The organism is Actinoallomurus rhizosphaericola (assembly GCF_024055675.1).
Lineage (GTDB): Bacteria > Actinomycetota > Actinomycetes > Streptosporangiales > Streptosporangiaceae > Actinoallomurus > Actinoallomurus soli.
On sequence record NZ_JAMXMW010000008.1, the window covers coordinates 353,685 to 372,612 of the forward strand.

General features: G+C 68.4%; 14 protein-coding genes, 1 tRNA gene and 1 CRISPR repeat array. Of the genes, 3 read left to right on the top strand and 12 right to left on the bottom strand.

What is annotated here, in order from left to right; translation table 11 throughout:
• Positions 1 to 43: 43 nt before the first annotated feature.
• The 5 genes from NE234_RS20455 to NE234_RS20475 all read right to left on the bottom strand — a co-directional run bounded on the left by NE234_RS20455 (position 44) and on the right by NE234_RS20475 (position 5,146).
• Positions 44 to 2,233 (bottom strand): ATP-binding protein, encoded by a 2,190-nt coding sequence (locus NE234_RS20455; protein WP_252782066.1) that lies wholly within the window; start codon positions 2,231 to 2,233, stop codon positions 44 to 46.
• Entirely contained in the window at positions 2,230 to 2,466 is a 237-nt protein-coding gene (locus tag NE234_RS20460) for a hypothetical protein (protein ID WP_252782067.1), read from the bottom strand. The genes NE234_RS20455 and NE234_RS20460 overlap by 4 nt, the downstream gene beginning before the upstream one ends.
• A 10-nt stretch (positions 2,467 to 2,476) precedes the next feature.
• On the bottom strand, positions 2,477 to 2,884 hold the full coding sequence (locus NE234_RS20465; RefSeq protein ID WP_252782068.1) for a hypothetical protein: 408 nt from the start codon (positions 2,882 to 2,884) through the stop codon (positions 2,477 to 2,479).
• 229 nt (positions 2,885 to 3,113) lie between these two features.
• Positions 3,114 to 3,605 carry a hypothetical protein gene (locus NE234_RS20470; RefSeq protein ID WP_252782069.1) on the bottom strand — a complete coding sequence of 164 codons (492 nt, stop codon included), beginning with the start codon at positions 3,603 to 3,605 and terminating at the stop codon, positions 3,114 to 3,116.
• Between the two features lie 1,382 nt (positions 3,606 to 4,987).
• Entirely contained in the window at positions 4,988 to 5,146 is a 159-nt protein-coding gene (locus tag NE234_RS20475; RefSeq protein WP_252782070.1) for a hypothetical protein, read from the bottom strand.
• Positions 5,147 to 5,884: 738 nt separating this feature from the next.
• Here NE234_RS20475 and NE234_RS20480 point away from each other — a divergent pair.
• Positions 5,885 to 6,364: a hypothetical protein gene (locus NE234_RS20480; RefSeq protein ID WP_252782071.1), complete on the top strand. Its 480-nt coding sequence runs from the start codon at positions 5,885 to 5,887 to the stop codon at positions 6,362 to 6,364.
• 687 nt (positions 6,365 to 7,051) lie between these two features.
• On the opposite strand, the gene NE234_RS20485 is transcribed toward NE234_RS20480, so the two are convergent.
• The 6 genes from NE234_RS20485 to NE234_RS20510 all read right to left on the bottom strand — a co-directional run bounded on the left by NE234_RS20485 (position 7,052) and on the right by NE234_RS20510 (position 14,177).
• Positions 7,052 to 7,120 (bottom strand) — tRNA-OTHER (locus NE234_RS20485).
• Positions 7,121 to 7,427: 307 nt separating this feature from the next.
• Positions 7,428 to 8,078, bottom strand: coding sequence for a response regulator transcription factor (locus tag NE234_RS20490; RefSeq protein ID WP_252782086.1), 651 nt, complete (start codon positions 8,076 to 8,078; stop codon positions 7,428 to 7,430).
• A 41-nt stretch (positions 8,079 to 8,119) separates the two neighbouring features.
• Entirely contained in the window at positions 8,120 to 9,643 is a 1,524-nt protein-coding gene (locus tag NE234_RS20495; RefSeq protein WP_252782072.1) for a sensor histidine kinase, read from the bottom strand.
• A 72-nt stretch (positions 9,644 to 9,715) separates the two neighbouring features.
• On the bottom strand, positions 9,716 to 11,068 hold the full coding sequence (locus NE234_RS20500) for an ABC transporter permease (RefSeq protein WP_252782073.1): 1,353 nt from the start codon (positions 11,066 to 11,068) through the stop codon (positions 9,716 to 9,718).
• Complete coding sequence (locus NE234_RS20505) at positions 11,065 to 11,805, bottom strand: ABC transporter ATP-binding protein (protein WP_252782074.1); 741 nt, start codon at positions 11,803 to 11,805, stop codon at positions 11,065 to 11,067. Before NE234_RS20505 ends, NE234_RS20500 begins: the two co-directional genes overlap by 4 nt.
• A gap of 179 nt (positions 11,806 to 11,984) precedes the next feature.
• Entirely contained in the window at positions 11,985 to 14,177 is a 2,193-nt protein-coding gene (locus NE234_RS20510) for a S53 family peptidase (RefSeq protein ID WP_252782075.1), read from the bottom strand.
• Between the two features lie 493 nt (positions 14,178 to 14,670).
• Between NE234_RS20510 and NE234_RS20515 the strand changes: the two genes are divergently transcribed.
• Positions 14,671 to 15,114: a transposase gene (locus tag NE234_RS20515; protein WP_252782076.1), complete on the top strand. Its 444-nt coding sequence runs from the start codon at positions 14,671 to 14,673 to the stop codon at positions 15,112 to 15,114.
• Positions 15,115 to 15,266: 152 nt separating this feature from the next.
• On the opposite strand, the gene NE234_RS20520 is transcribed toward NE234_RS20515, so the two are convergent.
• Positions 15,267 to 15,713, bottom strand: a complete 447-nt coding sequence (locus NE234_RS20520; protein ID WP_252782077.1) for a hypothetical protein — start codon at positions 15,711 to 15,713, stop codon at positions 15,267 to 15,269.
• Between the two features lie 180 nt (positions 15,714 to 15,893).
• Here NE234_RS20520 and NE234_RS20525 point away from each other — a divergent pair, with 180 nt between their 5' ends.
• On the top strand, positions 15,894 to 17,141 hold the full coding sequence (locus NE234_RS20525) for an ankyrin repeat domain-containing protein (protein ID WP_252782078.1): 1,248 nt from the start codon (positions 15,894 to 15,896) through the stop codon (positions 17,139 to 17,141).
• Between the two features lie 530 nt (positions 17,142 to 17,671).
• Positions 17,672 to 18,705: a CRISPR direct-repeat array (repeat unit 26 nt; unit sequence GTTGTGACCCCTCGCAGGGGCGATGA).
• Positions 18,706 to 18,928: the final 223 nt, after the last annotated feature.

Sequence of the window (18,928 nt, forward strand, 5' to 3'; positions counted from 1 at the left end):
GCCTCAAACGCTCGACGGGCTCTCATGCACCATCCAAGCCCAATCACCACACGTAGTCGTCGCCTTCGGCAACGACCCGATTCGCCTCGGGAAGCAGTTCGACGAGTGGGGCAGCGTTGCGAGTTGCGACGAAGATCTGCATATCGGCCTCCTCGGCTACCGATTGGAGCGCCTCGACCATCGTCGCAAGGTCCGACTCGGGCATCTCTTCGGCGGCAGGCGAGTCCAGGACTAGGAAGCCGGGGTGCCGGCCGATGCCTTCTGCGTAGCCGTGCTTGATGAGGGCGATGGCAGTGGCGATCTTCACACGGAGCTTCTCGCCCTCGGTGATGCCGGAGTAGGTGGCTGGGTCGCCGTTCTTAAGCATCGACATGTTCGCCGCCCCGTCGAGCCTGATGTCGCTGAGGCTGTCGGCACCAAAGCTCACGGCAAGCCGCTCGATGTCGGCGGAGATCTTCCGCAGCAGCGGGTCTTGGTCGTCCTTCACCCACTTCTTCAGCACCTGCTCGGCCGCGTCTACGACCGCTGCAACGGTCGGGTCGACCGGGTCAACGGTCTTCGGGTCGCGTGTCTGAGTCAACGCAGCGAGAGCGCCTTCGGCGCGGGCGAGTTGGAGTTCGAGAGCACGGCGTGCGTTGGTCGCAGAGAGCAGATCGCCACCGGCCTCCGCCTTCGCGGCTGCTTCATCGCGTTGCGCGGTCAGCTCGTTGATTTCGGCGACCAGCGTCGCTACGGCCGCCTCTGCCGCGACGACAGCCGCCTCGGCTGCTTCGACGTCGTCCTGCGGCCCATCGTCGGCCTCGGCTCCATCGCTGTCGTCGCCGGCCGCCCCCGCGACGAGCGCAGAGGCGACCGTCTTGGATACGGACGCGGCGACGATGACATCCGCCTTGAGCGCTTCGAGGTTGAGGTCGCTCGCGCAGACCGAGCACTCGTGGTTGTCAGGTTCAGCTGCCTGCCGCTCGGCCGTCACCTCTGCGGCGCAACGCGGGCACACAGTCGGCCGCATACGGTGAAAGAACTTGGTCGCGAGCGCGTCCTCGTAGTCGGTGTGGATGCGCGCCTTAACCGCCTTGAGTTGCTGACGCGCGGTCTCGGCGAGCGACGACTGCTCGATGAGCCGGCCCTCGAGCGCATGCACTCGTCGTGAGAGGGCAGATGCACGGTTCGCGAATTGGACCATCGCCTTAACGTCGGGCGTCCCCGCCGGAAGTGCCGCGATCTTCTTCTTCACGTCATCGACTGCGCTCTGTGCCTTCTGCCGAAACTTCTCTACTGTCTCTCCGGCAGCCTGCGCCTTCTGAGCGGCAGCCGACCGTTCGGTGTCCATCCCGCGACGCGCCGTCATCGCGGCAGCCTGCGCGGGAGCCCAGTCAGTACCGACGAACATCTGCATCATCCGCACGCCGATGGTCTGCTCGTTCCCAACGATCGGGTCAAGCTGGTTAGCGCGCACGACGAACGAACTTGAGTACGACGGCCACGCATGCACACGTGCCTTCGCGTCAGTCCAGACCGGGATGTGCTCCAAGCGCAGCCGAGCCATCATCAGCGAACCCATGACGCCCTCGAACTCATCACCATCGAACTCGCCGAGCACAGTGATCTTGTCGGGCATACCGACATCGCCGAGTTTGACGACTTGGCCCTTCGCTTCTCCGTCTCTTGCGTCGAACGACACCCGCAACCGCTCGGCGCCGACCGTCCAGTCGACCTCGACGTGCTCGATCCACCGCCTGATGTCGGGCTGGAACCGCACGCACCGACCAGTCAGCGACCACATCAAAACGTTCAGGACCGTCGACTTTCCCCGCAGGTTACGCCCCGAGCCGATGCCGTTGACCCCCGTCTGCGGCTCCCACTCGAATCTGAACGGAACCCGCACCAGCCGCACCCTAGGCTTGGGCGCGTTCACACTGTCTTCGGCCCCACCCCCGACGACGCCAACGACCGTAGCGGCGTCCTCGAGGAGCATCGGCGCGTCGGCCTCCTCGCCGATACCGTCCTCGTCTGCTGCATAGCCCTCAGCGTCCGGATGCGTCGGATCGAGTCGTTTGGTGCCGCTGAAGTAGATGCGGGTGGCGCGCAGTGGCACGGGGACGGCTTTAGTCGCCACGGCTGGGATGTCGAGGTCTTCGAGGATCTCATCGACCTTGTCAGCGGTCAGGTTGTACCGCCGTTCCCCCTGCCGCCTCGCGAGATTCTTGACGACCTCATCTGCCAGAGCGCTCACGTTCGACCTCCACCATCGTCGGCACCATCAGCCACGGCACCCGCCGATGCCAGCACGAGCGCTTGCATGGCCTTGAGGCGCTCCCGTACCCGGGGCGCAATCGGTGCGATGTCGAGACCCAGTTCGGTACCCGCGTAGGTGGCCTGCTCGTACTGCCGGTCCTTGAGGCGCTGGCCGACGTCATCACCGGCGACCAGGGCCACGAGCTTGACCTGCTTGATGTACCACCCCAACACCGGATCGCTAGCGAGCTCGGCAACCGCCGTCCGCGCCGGCCTGTGTCAAGTAAAACTGGTTACGCTGGCTCTTCTTCCCCGGCTGACCGCTCCGCTTCAAGGTCGCGAGACCATAAGTCTCCAGCAGAGCGAACGCATCATCGAGTTGCTCGTACGCCCCGAAGAACCAGCGCGGCATCGGATACCAGTGCAGGTCAGGCTCTGCGTCGTCCAAGAGCGACCGAGCTGTCTCCAGGAAGCTGGAGGCGATCTTGCGGGTGTCGACCATGGTCACCAGTTCGTCAGCGAGGTAATCCGGGTTCCGCATCCAGAAGTCCAGGGCTTGGAGCCTCAGCTCGCTGCGGATAGCCTTCACCACGCCGGCAGGGTCACCCTCAACAACTGACTCGCCGCACTCGGCCAGCAGAACGAGCAATCGAATGGCATGCTGCGTCCGAGTCCCCGCCGGGCGACCCTCCACTTCGGCGACCACCTCCAACTCGCCGACGAAAGCCGGCCACGACCTGACGGAGTCTGCGCCTTGCCATTAAGCGCATCGGGTGATCGACGCACTGCGTTACCGTTGATCACCCCGTGCGAGACCAGGGCGGCGGCCAGCACCGCCAAGCCCAGCGGCAGGGGTTGGCGGGGTGACCAGTAGGCGGTCATCCACACCGTCGCGTACGCGCTGACCGCACTCGCGGTGACGAGGAGGGTGGTGAGTTCGGCGGCCACCAGGGCGGCGCGCGGGTATCCAGCAGCGCACGGACGGCGGTCGAAGGCAGCGGTGCGGCGGGCGGCGGAGACATCACGAACCCGGTCAGCAGGGACACTGCGTTGAGAGAGCCGCTGACCATGGTGATGATGTCGCCGTCGACCTGGAGGACCTGACCGAAGGCGTGGTGGCGAAACGTTCGCTTGGTCGCCACGGTGGCGGCCACAGTGATCCGCAGCGGGACGAACACCACCCCGGCGGTGGCTTCCCTGGGGTTGCCGGCGACGTAGCCGACGCGGTCACGATCGGCGGCGTGCCAGCCGTTCGAGGTGGCACCAGACAACCGGCGTCGCGGCGACTCGGGCAGGGAACCCCCTCTTGTAGCTACTGAGCGTAATATTGTGATCTTCCTCACATCGTCCGTGATGATAGTTACGGTCATGCACTTTTGAGTGCTATGCGCCTTCCTGAATGTCAGGCGGCCGCTTAGGTCCGCATGCACGTCGAAGGTCCGCGGAGGAGGAGTTGGACGGAGAACGGCTGCTCTCGACAAGCCCCGTGATCGCCCGGGACCGCCTGAGGGGCTGCGCAGCCCGGCTAGCTGAGCCGAGCGAACGCGCCGGACTCCTTTGCCCGGCATCGCTGACTGAGGGCGTCCGGTCGGTCGCACACCGGACGCCAGCTAGCTGCAGCAGCTGCTCGCCGTCAGCCCTGAGCCTCTCAATCCGTCCAGCTGCGATCTGTCAGCATGACCTACGCAGGCCAGCCTGCACTCCCGCCCTCCTAAGCCATCGCCGTCGCCTCCGGCATCCAGAAGCGGTAAACATCGATGGCTTAAGGCGTGAGGGGGAGCGATCCATTCGAGTGCCTGCCTCTGCGAGGGTCTCCCCATGGTGTGTGAAACCTGCTTTGCCCTGTCTCGGCTATCAGAGCCAGACGGCCATAGGCTCATGGCAGAACCTGACCGCAGGTAGGTAGGTCCGGGTCTTGGGTGCGCGCTCCGACCTCGAGGTACACGCAAAGCGGTCGTGACCACGCGGTAGTGGTACGTCTCGAGGTACACCCAGACCGGTCGCGACCACCTGACAGAGGCAGGCCGGTCCCGCGTTCGACCGCCTCCAGCCAGGCCAGCACTGGATGGATCCGCTCCGGCTGAAGCAACCGGAACCGCACCGTGCCACCGGAACCGCACCGTGCCACGGGGGGAACCGCACCGTGCCACCGGAACCGCACCGTGCCACGGGCCGGAACCGCACCGTGCCACCGGAACCGCACCGTGCCACCGGAACCGCACCGTGCCACGGGGGCCGGAACCGCACCGTGCCACCGGAACCGCACCGTGCCACGGGGGCCGGAACCGCACCGTGCTGGTCGCGTGCCGCATGCTCGGACCAGTCGGGTGCACGTACCCGAGACCGGGGGAAGCATGTACCTGGAGGCGTATCTCTACGGCGTGGTCGCGACCGGTCCGCATGTACCTGGAGGCGTACCTCTACGGCGTGGTCGCGACCGGTCAGGTTCGCGTACCTCAGGACCGCCGGCGGTAAACTTTAGCTGTACTGCGAGAGTCTAATTCGAGTGAGGTTTATGTCTCGGTTAAGCTCCAAAGATAAAGAGATGGATGGGTTATCAAGATAATCGAGTGCTCAATTAGTAGATTGAAAATCTCGGCGTAACTGGTATAATTATCGCGCTGGCGCGGTAAGGTTTAGATAATCTTTCAGGCTGGCCGGCAACGAAAGATGGGGCCCTCTCACCCGGTGTCTGTGGCGGACGGAGGGTGAGAGAGCCCCGGGGGTGGCGGCCTTGTGGCTCTCGCTCTTCCTAGAAGATGCGAGGCCCAGGGCCGCTGCCGTGCAACCACTCGTTGACCAGCGTGAATGCGTCGACGATGATCCGAATCACCGTCACCCGCACCTGCCAGCGCCGCAAGTGATCTTCCGGTGTGTCCAGCCGCTTGCCCTGTAGACGTTTGGCGGACAACGACATCACCTCGCTGTTCCCCAGTAGCTAGGGGATCGACCCACCGGCCTGATGTGGCCGGAGCCATCCGCTGTTCGAACGGCCATGGCGAGCTCGAAACGCGGCCAAGGGAATGTCGTGATCTACACATTAACAGCCCTTGGATCTCGCTGAGTCCCGGCAACACTTCGTTTGCTCGGAGGCCTGCCTTGGGGCCTATTACATGTCACTGCGTGCTACTACTTACTAAGGCGTCTTGATGCGTGCAGCGACGGATCGCGGGGGCATGTATCCCGTGGGAGAGCCTTCGTCGGTGGGTAAGATCGCAGCCGTCTCTGCCAACTCGCCCGCTGGCGGCAAAGGCGCAGTGGTGGCCACCGTGTGCGGGGCTGGGCGGCCGGTGGGCAAGGTGGAGCCCGGAGAGCCGCACGGTCTGCCGTAGTCCGGTGTCAACCACTCCCGCGTGCATGGGGAGCACGTCGACCAGTTCTCGGATGGCCTGATCTATGAGGGACCACGCTTACGCGGGGATGGACCCGGTGTCGCGCTCGACCAGGGAGTCGCCGGGCGTGTCTCCCGCGCACACGGGGATGGTTCGGCACGTTCCCTATGTCAGATCGAAGGTACCGTCGGCCCTGCGTCCACAGGGTGGCTCCGATGCTTATGGCGACTGTGCGATGACAATGCTGGGGGTGCTTGACCGGCGATCCAGGCCGGCGACCCACGCAGACGGCAGACGTCACCGTGGAGGGGCACACCGTGGCGGACAAGATCGGAAGTGTCACTCAGCACCGATTCGACGACCTTGTCGATCAGGCGAGCGACATGATGCAGACGATGACCGGCCAACAGTTCGCCATCGGCGACATGGCGCTGGAGATCGAACCGATGCGCCATACCCACACGGGACACGACGAGGGGATCCATGACTCGCTGCGCCGGTTCGCCGACGAGATCGGCGAAGTTAGGTGGTCGGGCGTGCGGCGCGTGTCCTCATCGACCCTGCGAGGGGTAAAACACGAGCAGTATCGTGAGGGATTTCCAGGGGCGGGCGCGTCCGTTGAATCCCCCGGGGCCCCGTACAGGAGAAGGCATGCTATCGAGAGAAGGATTTCGGTCACGTGCCCCTGCGTGTGGCCCTATCCGTCCGTGCGGGGTTGGGTGCTCGGCGGGTGCTCGTATGTCGCGGTACGGTCCGGCAGGACCCGATACTACGTTGGCCGATGCGCCGGGAAGTGAATGGCGAACGCGGACCAAACGGTACGTACCGGCACTGTGAAACACGGTGTGGTACCGCCTCTTTGGCAGAGCTGTGGACTTTTAATCCGCAGCTTCAAAGTCGCGGGTCACGGGTCGAGGTCAATCCGGACATAGCGAAAGACGCAGGTCACGCCTGGTGGCGAAGGTGTACGCCAAGTGTGTCAGCGATGGTCCTCGATCGTTGCTCAAGATCGATGGCCTGGGCAGATCGTAGGCAGTCCATCGGCGTAGACATGGCGTTTGTGTATCTGCCTATCCCGCGCTGGGGGTTCATCGGACAGCCGTTGCGGCGCTACCGGGCCGTCGGACGGAACGGGCGATCACCAAGCCCGTGCGGGTGGTGACCGTCTGGGCCGGCTGAGATCGTCCCTAGGGATGCGCCTAGCGGGAGGGGCCTGCCCGGGACGGGGGAGGACGTCGGTTGCGCCGATGAACGGTAACGGGTCTGGCTGCCTGGGAGCCTGGAGCGGCGTAGATGTGATTTGGGTCCGGTCCGTCGGCGGTTGGCTGGTGGGGCGCACTCCCAGGCGGTCCGGTGGTGCCGTGGGTGGTTTTTACCAAGATCACGGCACGCGAGCACATATGGAGCACACGTGGTCGCCAGACCGCCCTAAAACAGACACTGGGCGCTCCCGGTGGAACCGAGAACGCCCAGGTCAGGGCGGGTGCGCCGCCAGGGACTTGAACCCCGAACCCGCGGATTAAGAGTCCGCTGCCCTCGTGTTAGAACGGCGCTCTCACTGTGGACCCACGCCGGTTCGTGACTCCGCCGCTTCCGCTGCCGGGCTCTGTCGGGCTTCGCCGGGTCGTGACGGGCTGTTTCAGGGCATCCGAGCAACGCGCGAATAACCCACCGGCCGCCAGGATCGACGATGAGGTGTACCGCTGCAGCACGGCGAAAGCCGACGCGCCGCAACCTGGTGCTCGACCTTGACGATCGAGCCGACGCGTGCGGAGGTTCCAGGACCGGGCGGCGGATGCGGCGCTCGGTCGCCGGTTCACTCGTTCGTGCCGATCGGATCGAGGGCTGCTCTGAAGACGCTCAGTTACGCCGCTCAAGGTAGCGCAGGACCGCGAGGACGCGCCGGTGCTGGAACGCGGTTCGGGGCAGGCCCAGCTTGTCGAAGATCGTTGCGGTGTGCTTCTCCACCGCCCGGCGGGAGACGCCGAGCGCGTCCGCGATGGCCGCGTTGGTGCGGCCCTCGGCCATGGCCGACAGCACCTCGCGTTCCCGTCCCGTGAGCGCCGACAGCAATTCGGCCGAGCGGCGCGCTGCCAGGAGTTGGGCGACCACCTCCGGGTCGAGCGCCGTGCCGCCGTCCGCCACCCGGCGCAGCGCGTCGACGAACTCGTCGATGTCCACGACGCGTTCCTTGAGCAGATAGCCGAATCCGGCGAGGCCGCCCGCCACGAGCCGGTCGGCATATCGGGTCTCGACGTACTGCGAGAAGAGCAGTACGCCGAGGTCCGGATGGCGCTCGCGGAGTTTCAGCGCGGCGCGCAGGCCGTCGTCGCGGTGGGTCGGCGGCATCCGGATGTCGGCGACCACGGCGTCCGGGCGCTGTTCCTCGACGGCGGCGACCAGGGCCTCGGCGTCGCCGACCGCGGCGACCACGTCCAGACCGCGGTCGCGCAGGAGCTGCACCAGGCCCTCGCGGACGACGGCCGCGTCCTCGGCGACGACGATCCGCAGCGGTGCGGTGGGTGGCATGCGGTCTTCCCCGGCTCCGAGACTCAACGCGCCTCCGTCAGGACGTCCGGCTCTGCGTCGTCCCTCCGCGGGAACGGCAGTTCGACGGTGATGGTGGTGGGGCCGCCGTCCGGACTGACGATCAGCAGCCGTCCGTCCACCGTACTGACCCGCTCGGCGAGGCCGGAGAGGCCAGTGCCGCCGGCACCCCGTGCCGCGCCCCGCCGGCGCAGGTGTGCGCCACCGTGTCCGTCGTCGCGGACGGTCAGCCGGAGTACCCGCCCGTCGGGCGCGGCGTCGACGTGCGCCCCGATCCGGACGGCGGTGGCTCCGGAATGCCGGGCGGCGTTGGTGAGCAGCTCGGCCGCGCAGAAGTAGGCGATCGACTCGATCGCCTCCGGCGGCCGTACCGGCAGGTCGGTCTCTGCCGTGGCCGGGATCCCGGCCCGGGCGGCCAGGGTCTCCAGGGCCACGTCCAGACCGTCGTCGAGGGCCGGTGGGTGGATGCCGCGGATGAGCTCCCGCAGTTCGCCGATCGCGGTCCTGGACTCGGCCAGCGCGGTGTCCACCAGCTCACGCCCGGAGACGAGTTCGGGCTCCGCGCCGGGGAGCCGGGCCAGCCGCTCACGTGCCCGGGCGAGCGTCATCGCCACCGCGACCATCCGCGCCTGCGCGCCATCGTGCAGGTCGCGCTCGATCCGGCGGAGGGTGGCGGCGGCGTCCTGCACGGCGAGCGCGCGGGTGTCCTCCAGTACGTGGACGCGGGCGTCCTGCCGGCCGGGCCCGAGCAGTGCGCGCGCCATCGGCCGGACGGCCAGGTCGAGCAGCCCTCGGGTGCACCAGGTGGAGAGCACCATCGGCAGGAGACCGGCCAGACCGGTCAGCAGCGCGGCCACCCAGTTGTCGAGGTGGACGCCGCCGAAGCCGAGCCCGAGACCGCGGTGGCCACCGTCCGACCGGACCAGCCACCACCAGATCGGATAGGTCAGCGTGACCAGCCCGTACAGGCGGATCGTCGCGAGCACCAGCACCAGGAGCGCCCCGACCGGCAGGAAGGCGATGGTGAAGGCGGCGGAGCGCCAGCCGTCGGCGTCGATCAGCGCGGCGCGGGCGCGTCCGAGCAGCCCGCGAGGCGACCGGGACCTGCGGGGCGGCGGCTGGATCCTCTCGCCCAGCAGCCCGCGCAGCAGCGCGCGGTGCATGGCCCCGGTGCCGCGCGCCGCGAACGGCACGCCGATCAGCAGCACCAGGCCGACCAGAATGACCGACGCGAACAGACCCGAGGCGAGTATCAGCAGCAGCGCGGCCCCGCAGACGAACCCGGGCAGCGGTGCCAACAGCTCATACGCGACCTCCCCCGGCGAGCCGAAGACCGCGCGGAGCAGGTCCCGCGTCAGCCGCCGCGGCCGTCGGCGCCGCCGCCCTGAGCGGTCCGGCGCCGCCGCCCCGCCGCCGGCCTCGAAGCCTCGCCCCCGGCCGGGACCGGGAGCCCCCTCCGCGAGGGTTCCGGCGGTGGGCTCGGCGGGCTGGGAGTGGTCCGGGAGTTGCCGGCGGGGCGGGGAGTTCATGGTCGTCTCTCTCGGCGTAGCACACCGCTCCGAAGCGGTTCTCGTCATCACCGACCGCTCCCTCGCGGGCCGTCAATTGCTGTGACGCGTCAGGCCGTCCATCGGCCGCACCCGCAGCATCCGCGGCAGGGGCGCACCCGAGGAGACCCCGACCAGCACCGCTCCGCACAGCGCAACGGCGAGCCAGGCCCATCCCGGCACCCCGCCCAGCGGTGTTCCGGTACGGGCGCCGAGCGGCAGCATCACCGCGCAGCCCGCGGCCATCCCCGCGCCGACACCGGCCACCGTAATGATCGCGCATTCGGTCGCGACCGTCCTGACGATCTGCCGCCGCTCCGCGCCGACCGCGCGCAGCAGCGAGAACTCACGCAGGCGCTCCAGGGACAGCATCACCAGAGTGTTGGCGGCGACCAGTCCGGCGAAGCCGACGTACAGCAGGGTGCCGAAGACCTCGCCCCAGTCTTCCCCGGACCCGGCCCCGGATCCGGTGAACGACGGCAACTTGACCACCCCGAACGCCGTGACCAGCGCGACCGGCGTGATCGCCGCGGACAGCCGGCGCGCTCTCGCCCGGGTACCGGCCACTGCCAGCTCCCCGGGCGCCCCTCCGAACGCCCGTAGCGAGGGGGCGCACAGCGCGATCGTGCACCGCCCGATCCACGGCCCGGCGAGGCCGATCGCGACCAGGTAGGCGAGCACCACCAGCGGGATCACCTCGGCCGCGCTCTCGGCAGGCCCCACGCCCGCGGCCACGGTCAGCGCGACCGCACCGGCCAGGGCGGCCAGGGACGCCATCCCCCTTACCACGCCCGCTCGTTCGCCGCCCTGAACGGAGGACTCGGCGAGCGCCGCCGACGGCCGGGTACGGGACGCTCGCCAGCCCGCGATCAGACCGCCGAGCTGTGAGCAGACCAGCAGCACCCCGCCCGCGGTGACCAGCGACTGCCACCCGACCTGGAAGGAGACACCGGCCGGGGCCATGCCGTGCGCGGCCAGGCCGTGCAGCCAGAAGCGGCCGAGCAGCGTCCCCAGTCCGTATCCGACGGGCAGCGCGGCGAGCGCAGTGCCGAGAGCCTCGACGGCGACCATCCGGCGAATCTGCCGGGGCTCGGCGCCGATCGCGCGCAGCAGCGCGCTCTCCCGCCGGCGTTGGGCCACCGCCAGCGCCATCACCTGACCGATCACGAAGATGGACAGATACGCCATCATCTGGCTGAAGGCGATGCCCATGTCGGAGAGATCGGCGAGCTGCGCGCGGGCGGCCGGATCGCCCTCCGGCGGCGCGGCCGACGCCGAGACCGTCATCGCGACGCTCGCGACGAGCACTGTCGCGGTGAGCGCGAGCGCAGCGAAGGTGCCCGCCAGAGCGGACGGGCGGGAGCGGACGGCTGCGGTGGCCAGACCGGTGGGACGGAGGACGCTCATCGGACCTGCCCCCTTGCTGCCGCGGCGGCGTCCGCGACGCTGCTCACGGCGACGTTTCCGGCGCCGCTGTCGTGGACCAGCCGCCCGTGGGCGAGCCGCAGCACCCGGTCCGCCCGGGCGGTCACCGCAGGGTCGTGCGTGACCAGCACGACGGTCGCCCCCTGCTGGTCGACCGCCTCGCGGAGGAGGCTCAGGATCTCGGCACCGGTCTCCTGGTCGAGGGCCCCGGTCGGCTCGTCGGCGAAGATCACCTCGGGCTCGGTGATCAGGGCCCGGGCGATGGCCACCCGCTGCTGCTGCCCGCCCGAGAGCTGGCCGGGACGGGCGTCCTCGCGTCCGTCCAGGCCGACCCGGGCTAGCAGCTCCCGGGCGCGCGCCGGATCGCGGCGCCGCCCGTCCAGCCGGAGCGGCAGCAGTACGTTCTGCTGCACGGTGAGCGCGGGCAGCAGATTGAAGGACTGGAAGACGAACCCGATCCGCGTACGCCGCATCCGGGACAGGCTGCGCTCCCTCATCCCGCTGATCACTCGACCGCCGAGGCGCACCACCCCGGAGGTGGGCTGGTCCAACCCGGCGGCGCACTGCAGAAACGTCGACTTGCCCGAGCCGGACGGGCCCATCACAGCCGTGAGCGAGCGTTCCGGGACCTGGACGTCCACCTCGCACAAGGCGTGCACCGCACGCCCGCCGCGGCCGTAGGACCGGCTGACTCGCTCCAACTCCAGCACGTTGCTCATGCCACCGACGCTACGAATTCGCAGCTCCGAGCCACCATGGGGAGCTCCCCCGAAAAGGGGGTTCGGTTCTTCCGAACCCCCGGACACGGCCCGGCCCTCCACGAGTGCGGACCCTCCTCGGCGACCGCGGTGACCAGGCCGTGAGGCGGTATCCGTCCGGTAGAGCGCATGATGGCTCCTCAACGCTTCCTGCCCACGGCCTGCTCGGCTACGGAATGCGGCACCCGGCCAGGCCGCTCCCGATGCTGCGCTGGTCGGAAGGAGTCGAAGTAGCTGGTGGTGAGCGTGCCGACGCCGGTCACGTCGTCGTAGCCCGGGGTCGCGGCCAGGCTCTGGTCGAGGCCGAAGGTGTCGAGGTACGGCTCGATGGGGAGCCCCGGAATCTGGTTGGCGACCGGCCCCGCGGCGAACAGGGGAACGCCCGGGCCGAGCGGGTGGTCGGTGACGTCGTGGTAGGCCGAGGTGCCGTAGCGCGCGTAGATGACCGGGTTGGCGAACCCGATCGGCTCGCCTGCGGCTTGTTGGGCGTCGGCCTGCATGCCCGCGAACTCCGGCGTCGCGACGCTGGTCCCGCCGACGGTTATTTCCCGATAGCCGGGCGGCACCGCTTGGCCCGGGGGCACCGTGAGGCCGGCGCGAACGCCGGTGCCACCGCCGGCGTCGGCCGCGACATCGGGCACGACGCGCATCGGCACGCCGGATCCGTGTGCCTGGCTGAGCGCCGCCGGAACCGTCTCACGCTGGTAGGACGGCTGCCCGAGCACGTCGCTGGTGCCGCCGCCCCCGCCGAAGGCGAACGCGCCCGGTGGCTGCGCCCAGCTCTTCCCGTCCGGGGTCAGCCCGGTGAGGTGGTCACCCCAGCCGGTCTCCCACAGGTATTGGCGGCGCGCCCCGATCGCCAGGCTGGTGCCGCCCACCGCCGTCACCCACGGGTCGCCGGCGGGGTAACTGATCGCGGGCTTGGAGGGGTGCGGATGGCATTCTCCGCTGATCTGGCAGTTCGATCCGTCACCGTGGTCCGCGGTGCCGTTGTAGAAACCGATCCCCTCGGCCGCGCCCCGCTGGAACATCTGCTCGTAAGCGGCGATCAGCCCGGGCGAGGGGTCGGGATCGTAGTGCCTGATCGTCCGCCCGCTGACGATCCCGGCCAGGTGCCGGTCGGTGACGGTGCCAAGCTCGTCGAGCATCGACAGGGCCTGATCGTCGTCATCGCATTTCGCGCCGAGGTAGACGATGTCCGCGTCGGGCGCCATTCCGTGCACGGCCTCGATGGCCATGTAGTCCTCGGAGAACGGGAACTCCCGGCCTCCGCACGAGGCGTCCAGCCCAGGCGGGATGATCTCGGTGAACTGGCCGGGCCGCAGCGGCACGCCGTGGTCGCTAGCGAATCGCGCCACATCGCCCGAAGTGGTGGCGTTGCGCCCGGGGCCGACCACGGCGACCCGCGCGCCCTTGCCGGTCAGGGCGGCCGGAACCCCGTAGGCGCTGCGGAGTTGCTGCGAAGTGTAGCCGCACCCGGCGTAAGGCGCCGTCCGGCCGTAGGCGGGCGGCAGATTCGTCGCCCGCCGCTGCCCGTAATACTCCGAGCAGGGCAACGTCGAGGCCGCAACGGACCCGGCCGATGCCGTTCCGGCCGCGCGCGAGGCCGGGGTGGAGGTGCCCGCGCGGCCAGGTGAAGCCGGAGCGGTCTCGGCGCGGCCCGGCGCGGCGGGCGTGCCGCCCGCCGCCGGTTCGCCGCCGGAGCCGGGCAGGCCGATCTCGGTCGGCGCCACGGTCAGCACCGCCCCGGCGACCCGCGCCGGCACGCTGAGCCGCGCCCCCGGCGGGGGCGCCTGCTCGGTGAGCGCACCGACCCGGTAGCCGTGCCAGACGGCACCGAACGCGCGCGCGGCCTCGGCCGCGCTCCCGCGCACCGATAGGTAATGCGGGTTCGCCGCGGTGACGTCCAGCCCGGTGGCGGCCAGCCAGGACCGCACCGCCGCGACCTGGCCGCGCGCCGGATCGAACCGCCGCCGCACCTCGGCGGGCGTCAGGTAGTGATGGAACAGCGCGCCGTGCGGGTCGGCGACCGCCGCCGCGTAGGCCGCGAGCCCATGCGGGTCGCGTCCGGTCAGGTACACCCGGGCGGCGATCGGCGCACCGGCCGGCGCCGGCCCGAGATCCGCGGAATCGGTGCCCCCTGCCTCCGGCGGCAGCGTCCACAGCGGCACGTAGTCCGGCAGCGCGTGTCGCCCGCCGGCGGGGCCGTTCCCGGCCGCGAACGCGGCGGCGAGGGACGGAACTCCGGCGCACGCGATCGCGACGCCGGCCGCTGCGACGCTCAGGACGCCACCGCCCCGCGGACGGCGGCCAACCGGCGACGAAACGCGCATCGATCTCACCTTCCACAAGGCGTTCACCGCACGCCCGCCGCGGCCGTAGGACCGGCTGACTCATCCAGCTCAAGAATGCTGTTCATGCCATCGACGCTAGGAACCCGCGACTCAGCGCCACAATGGTGAGATCCCCCGTAAACGAGGTTCGGTTGATCCGAACCCGGGCTCGGCCGGTCCTCCATGGGTGCGGATCCCGAGATCAAAGACGAGGTAGGGATTCGAACGTCCGCCATCGCGGCCGATCCCCGACGACACGTGCCCATGTTCGCTCGTCGTTTGCTCGCATGTCGCGGCACACCCCGGCAGCAGCCGGTACGGCGTCGGGCCGATGCGGCGGAAAGCAAATGGCGAACGCGAACCAAATGGCACGTACTGGTACCACGAAAGAGGACCCGGTAGCGCGTGCAGTAGGGAATCTCTCCGCAACTGTGGACTTTTAATCCATAGGTTCTGGGTTCGAGTTCCAGGCACCCTACCACTCAACGGGTCTTTGACCTGCCGCTCCTTCCAAGGCCGCGTCGAAGAGGACCGGCCCGCCATCTCACCCCGCAGGCTCGCCCGCCTCCTGCTCAGCCGCCCCGACACCCCCCGGCCCGACCAGCAAGAACTCCTGGCCAAGACCACCAGCGCATGCCCGGAGATGAGCCGGCTCGCCGCCTTGGTCCGCGGCTTCGCCCAGCTCCTCACCCCCGCCGACGACAACGCCGGCCGGCTACAGGAGTGGATCAGCACCGCGGAAGAGGCGAACCTGCCCCACGTCCACTCCTTCATCCGCGGTCTGCGACTCGACCAAGACGCCGTCCACGCAGCCCTGACCAGCGAACACCAAAACGTCGGAACCGAAGGCGTCAACACCAAGACGAAGCTGATCAAACGGCAGATGTACGGCCGCGCAGGCTTCCACCTGCTACGCCACCGCATCCTCCTCCAGTAGCTCACCCTCGGTTACCACCGAAAGAGCGACAGAGCCGAAAACCGTACTGCGAGGATCTTGGCGTGCCGCCTCGGGCCGCAGCCTGACCCGAAAACCGACTGGCCTCGTATGTGCCTTGGGACTGATCAGTCCCCCAGGCATCCCTGGCGGATTCAGGGTGTGGTCTGGTTTCGGCTCCAGATTTGAACGGCCCGCAGGAGGTCCTGGATGCCGCCGCCTTCGGGGATCATGCCCCAGAGGAAGGGGATCAGGTACTGAGGTGATTCGCCCAGGAGCGCGGCGAGGTCGTGCTCAGTAAGGGTGAGGGTGAATGCCGGGCCTGCCTGCCGTGAGTCCCATCCTTGTTCGATGGACCGTCGGATGCAGCCACTGACGAGAAGGGGGCGGACTGCGATCGTTCGCTCTCCCTGCCAGTTGTCCGGCCGGGCGCAGGGGAGTGTCACCAAAAGAACGCTTGCCGGCTCCTCAGCGCGCTCAACAGCGAAGGTGAGAGGGGCCCAGCTGTCGCTCTGGCTGTAGGTCGGCTTGTGCCCGACTCGCCAGCGGTAGGCGGTGCCGTCAACGGTGATGAGCCGTGAGCCCTTCTTCGGCATTGCCATGGCCGCCTCCGTGCGTGCTCTTGTTCTAGCGCTGTTCCGTGGGAGCAACAGAATCAGCGAGGAGTGATGCTAGGCGACCGAAAGCCTAATGGCTTCACATCCATATGATCGAGCTGTTTTCGTTCACGTCTATGAGAGTGGTGTAGGAAAGGAGGTGCACGAGAGAAGTGGGGACTAGGCATGGATGGCGAGGCACTCATCGCGGCGGTGGTGAGCGGGGATGTGAAGGCCGTTACCGCGCTGCTCGAGGCGGGCGCTGATCCCGAGACTGTTGACGGGCAGGGTACGCCCGTGCTGTGCCTGGCGGTGGATGCCTTCGACTTGCCGGTCGTCGAGGTCCTGCTGGGATGGGCCCAGGTGGATCGGGTTGCCGCCGATGGCCGTACCCCGCTGCTGCGCGCGATCGACTGCGGTGACTTGGAGATCGCGGAGGCGCTTATCGGTCACGGGGCGAAGCTGTGGCTCAAGGATGCGGAGGGGCGTGATGCCCTGGCGCTGGCCCGGCACTGGCACGTGACCGGGGCGGTGGCCGAGTTGCGCCGCAGGAGTGGGATATCGGAGCCGGTCGGGTGCAGGACTGTCCGCGGCCGGTTCGGGATCACCTGCGAGGAGTTGTCGCTGGGCGGCCTGACGGTCCGGACCTGCCATACCGCTATCCTCACCGCGCTGGAGCCACGGTACGGGATAAGGCCATCTTTCGAACAGCTGATGTCCCGTGCCCTGGCCGAACCGGACACCGACCACGCGGTGTGGCACGCCACGACGTCCGTGCTCCAACAGCGCCACGATCCCAACGTCTGGGAGGCGGCCGCCGGCCTTCGGAACAGCCGGAATCCGTTGGAACGGTACTTCGGCGCGGAACTACTCCGCCTGATCAACCTCTTCGACGAGAGCGACGACGCGCCGTTCGACGGGCCACTCGTCGAGCTTTTCCTGCCCTGGGTGGCGCGGGAGCCGGACCCGCGCGTGACACGGGCTCTCACCGCCGGACTGAGTGACGCCCTGGACCCTCGTGCCAAGGAACCGCTTCCGGCGCTCACCCGCCACCACGATGGCCGAGTCCGGCAGTGGGCGGTCTCCGGCCTGCACAGGGCGGTCGAGGCGGAAGACCTCGAGGCGCTGCGCGCCGCCATCGAGCGCACCCGGGACGAGGACGCCGCAGTCCGCCAGGCGGCCTGCAGGGCGCTCACCTCCGCCCCGGCGCGACTCGCGGCAGCCTCGGACGCACTCGCCGGATGCCTTTTTGACGAGGACGAGAACGTGCGGGTCACGGCTGCGGCACAGCTGGCCCTGCGCGACGATCCGCGCGGCGATGAGGTCCTGGTCGGCCTCGATCCCGCCGACGAGGACTCCCCGTACTACTGGCTGCTCTACGACGTGCGTCACCATAGGCGCACCCGACGCGCCTCGACCATCGCCGGAGAGTGAGTGCACTCTGCCCGAAGCAGAGCCATCGGCACGGCCACCTCGGAGATGAGGTCGGCCTCCTCAGGAGCAAGCGCGATGCATAGTCATCCAAGCCGAACGGCCGGTTCGGGTGCTCGTACGTCGCGGTACCGTCCGGCAGCACCCGGTACCCTGTCGGGCCGGTATGCCGTGAACGAATGGCGAATGTGGACCGAATGACACGTAGTGGCACTGCGGGGCAGGATGCCGGTAGCGCGTGAAGCAAGGGATTCCTGCAGAGCTGTGGACTTTTAATCCATAGGTTCTGGGTTCGAGTCCCAGGCGCCCTACCACTCATCTGGCCGTTGACCTGCGGTTTCTCTGGTCCAATTGATCTTGCAGTGATCATTCCGGACTTGTGGGTGCTCCGTAGGTGCTCGTTTGTCGCGATCTTGTGCAGCGGGGCCTCCACGGGTGTGCCCTCTACTGCATAGCTATTCACGTCGGCGGTGTCGGGTTGCTGGATACGCCGTAGAAGACGCCTGCAACCACAACTGCGCACTGCTCGGCTGGTTGTGACCCCTGGCAGGGGCGATGAGGACACTTCGCCACCGTCCACGGCCTCCGCGTCCTCGTCATGTTGTGACCCCTCGCAGGGGCGATGAGGACCTGGTTGCCGCGCTTAAGAAGTCCCACGGCGCAATGAAGTTGCGACCCCTCGCAGGGGCGGTGAGGACCGTACGAGGCGTTGAAGTTATGGATCATGTACTGCATGTTGCGACCCCTCGCAGGGGCGATGATGACCACACCGACCGGCGGTTCGCCGCCGCCGCTTCCGCCAGTTGCGACCCCTCGCAGGGGCAATGAGGACGGCGCTCGTCGGCAGCCGTGGTTCAACTCGTGGTTGTTGCGACCCCTCGCAGGGGCGATGAGGACCCACCGCCCACCCCTGGGACCGATCCCGAAGGGACTAGTTGCGACCCCTCGCAGGGGCGATGAGGACATCCGGTGGAGGCGTTGTTGTAGCCCTGCATCCGAGAGAGTTGTGACCTCTCGCAGGGGCGATGAGGACTACTGAGTGACCTCCCACCCCGCGAAGCGTGCCTGTCGTTGTGACCCCTCGCAGGGGCGATGTTGGACCGGCGACTACGTCCGCAAGGACGTCTACCGCGCGTTGTGACCCCTCGCAGGGGCGATGAGGACGAGACGGGCGTGATCCCTGGCGTCGACCCGGTGCTCATGTTGTGACCGCTCGCAGGGGCGATGAGGACCTGCGTCATCAGCCTGCTGTGCGGGGACCCGTACTGGCGGTTGTGACCCCTCGCAGGGGCGATGAGGACGTTCCGCGCTCGCGGCCGATGGGTTCCGCACACGCGGTTGTGACCCCTCGCAGGGGCGATGAGGACCGCTACCTCCTCAACGGCGATCGTGCAGGGCTCGCTCGTGTTGTGACCCCTCGCAGGGGCGATGAAGACAGCGGGGCCTGTCCAAGGGGCTGCTGCAGCAGATCATGTTGTGACCCCTCGGAGGGGCGATGAAGACATGAGTCTGTGGAACCGGATCCCCGTCGCGGACCTGACGTTGTGACCCCTCGGAGGGGCGATGAGGACCCAAAGGTAAAACTGCAGGTCGTCCCGTGTGTTCTCAAGTTGGGGTGCCGGAATTTCAGCAGACCTGCGGTTGTGTACGCGAGGCCGGTGTGTGTCAACGACGGCTGAAAACGGACCCGTCTGCGGCGGGCGAAAATGGACCCGTTTGTTGATCTTCAGTCGTTGGTCTTGGCCGCGGGGACGCGGCCGAGGTCGCGGTCTTTGAGGCGGTAGCTGTCT

Bases quoted from the DNA above. Each gene is read 5' to 3' on its own strand.
- NE234_RS20470 (WP_252782069.1), bottom strand. From the start codon at position 3,605: ATGACCGTAACTATCATCACGGACGATGTGAGGAAGATCACAATATTA.
- NE234_RS20495 (WP_252782072.1), bottom strand. From the start codon at position 9,643: ATGAACTCCCCGCCCCGCCGGCAACTCCCGGACCACTCCCAGCCCGCC.
- NE234_RS20500 (WP_252782073.1), bottom strand. From the start codon at position 11,068: ATGAGCGTCCTCCGTCCCACCGGTCTGGCCACCGCAGCCGTCCGCTCC.
- NE234_RS20505 (WP_252782074.1), bottom strand. From the start codon at position 11,805: ATGAGCAACGTGCTGGAGTTGGAGCGAGTCAGCCGGTCCTACGGCCGC.
- NE234_RS20510 (WP_252782075.1), bottom strand. From the start codon at position 14,177: ATGCGCGTTTCGTCGCCGGTTGGCCGCCGTCCGCGGGGCGGTGGCGTC.
- NE234_RS20520 (WP_252782077.1), bottom strand. From the start codon at position 15,713: ATGGCAATGCCGAAGAAGGGCTCACGGCTCATCACCGTTGACGGCACC.
- NE234_RS20525 (WP_252782078.1), top strand. From the start codon at position 15,894: ATGGATGGCGAGGCACTCATCGCGGCGGTGGTGAGCGGGGATGTGAAG.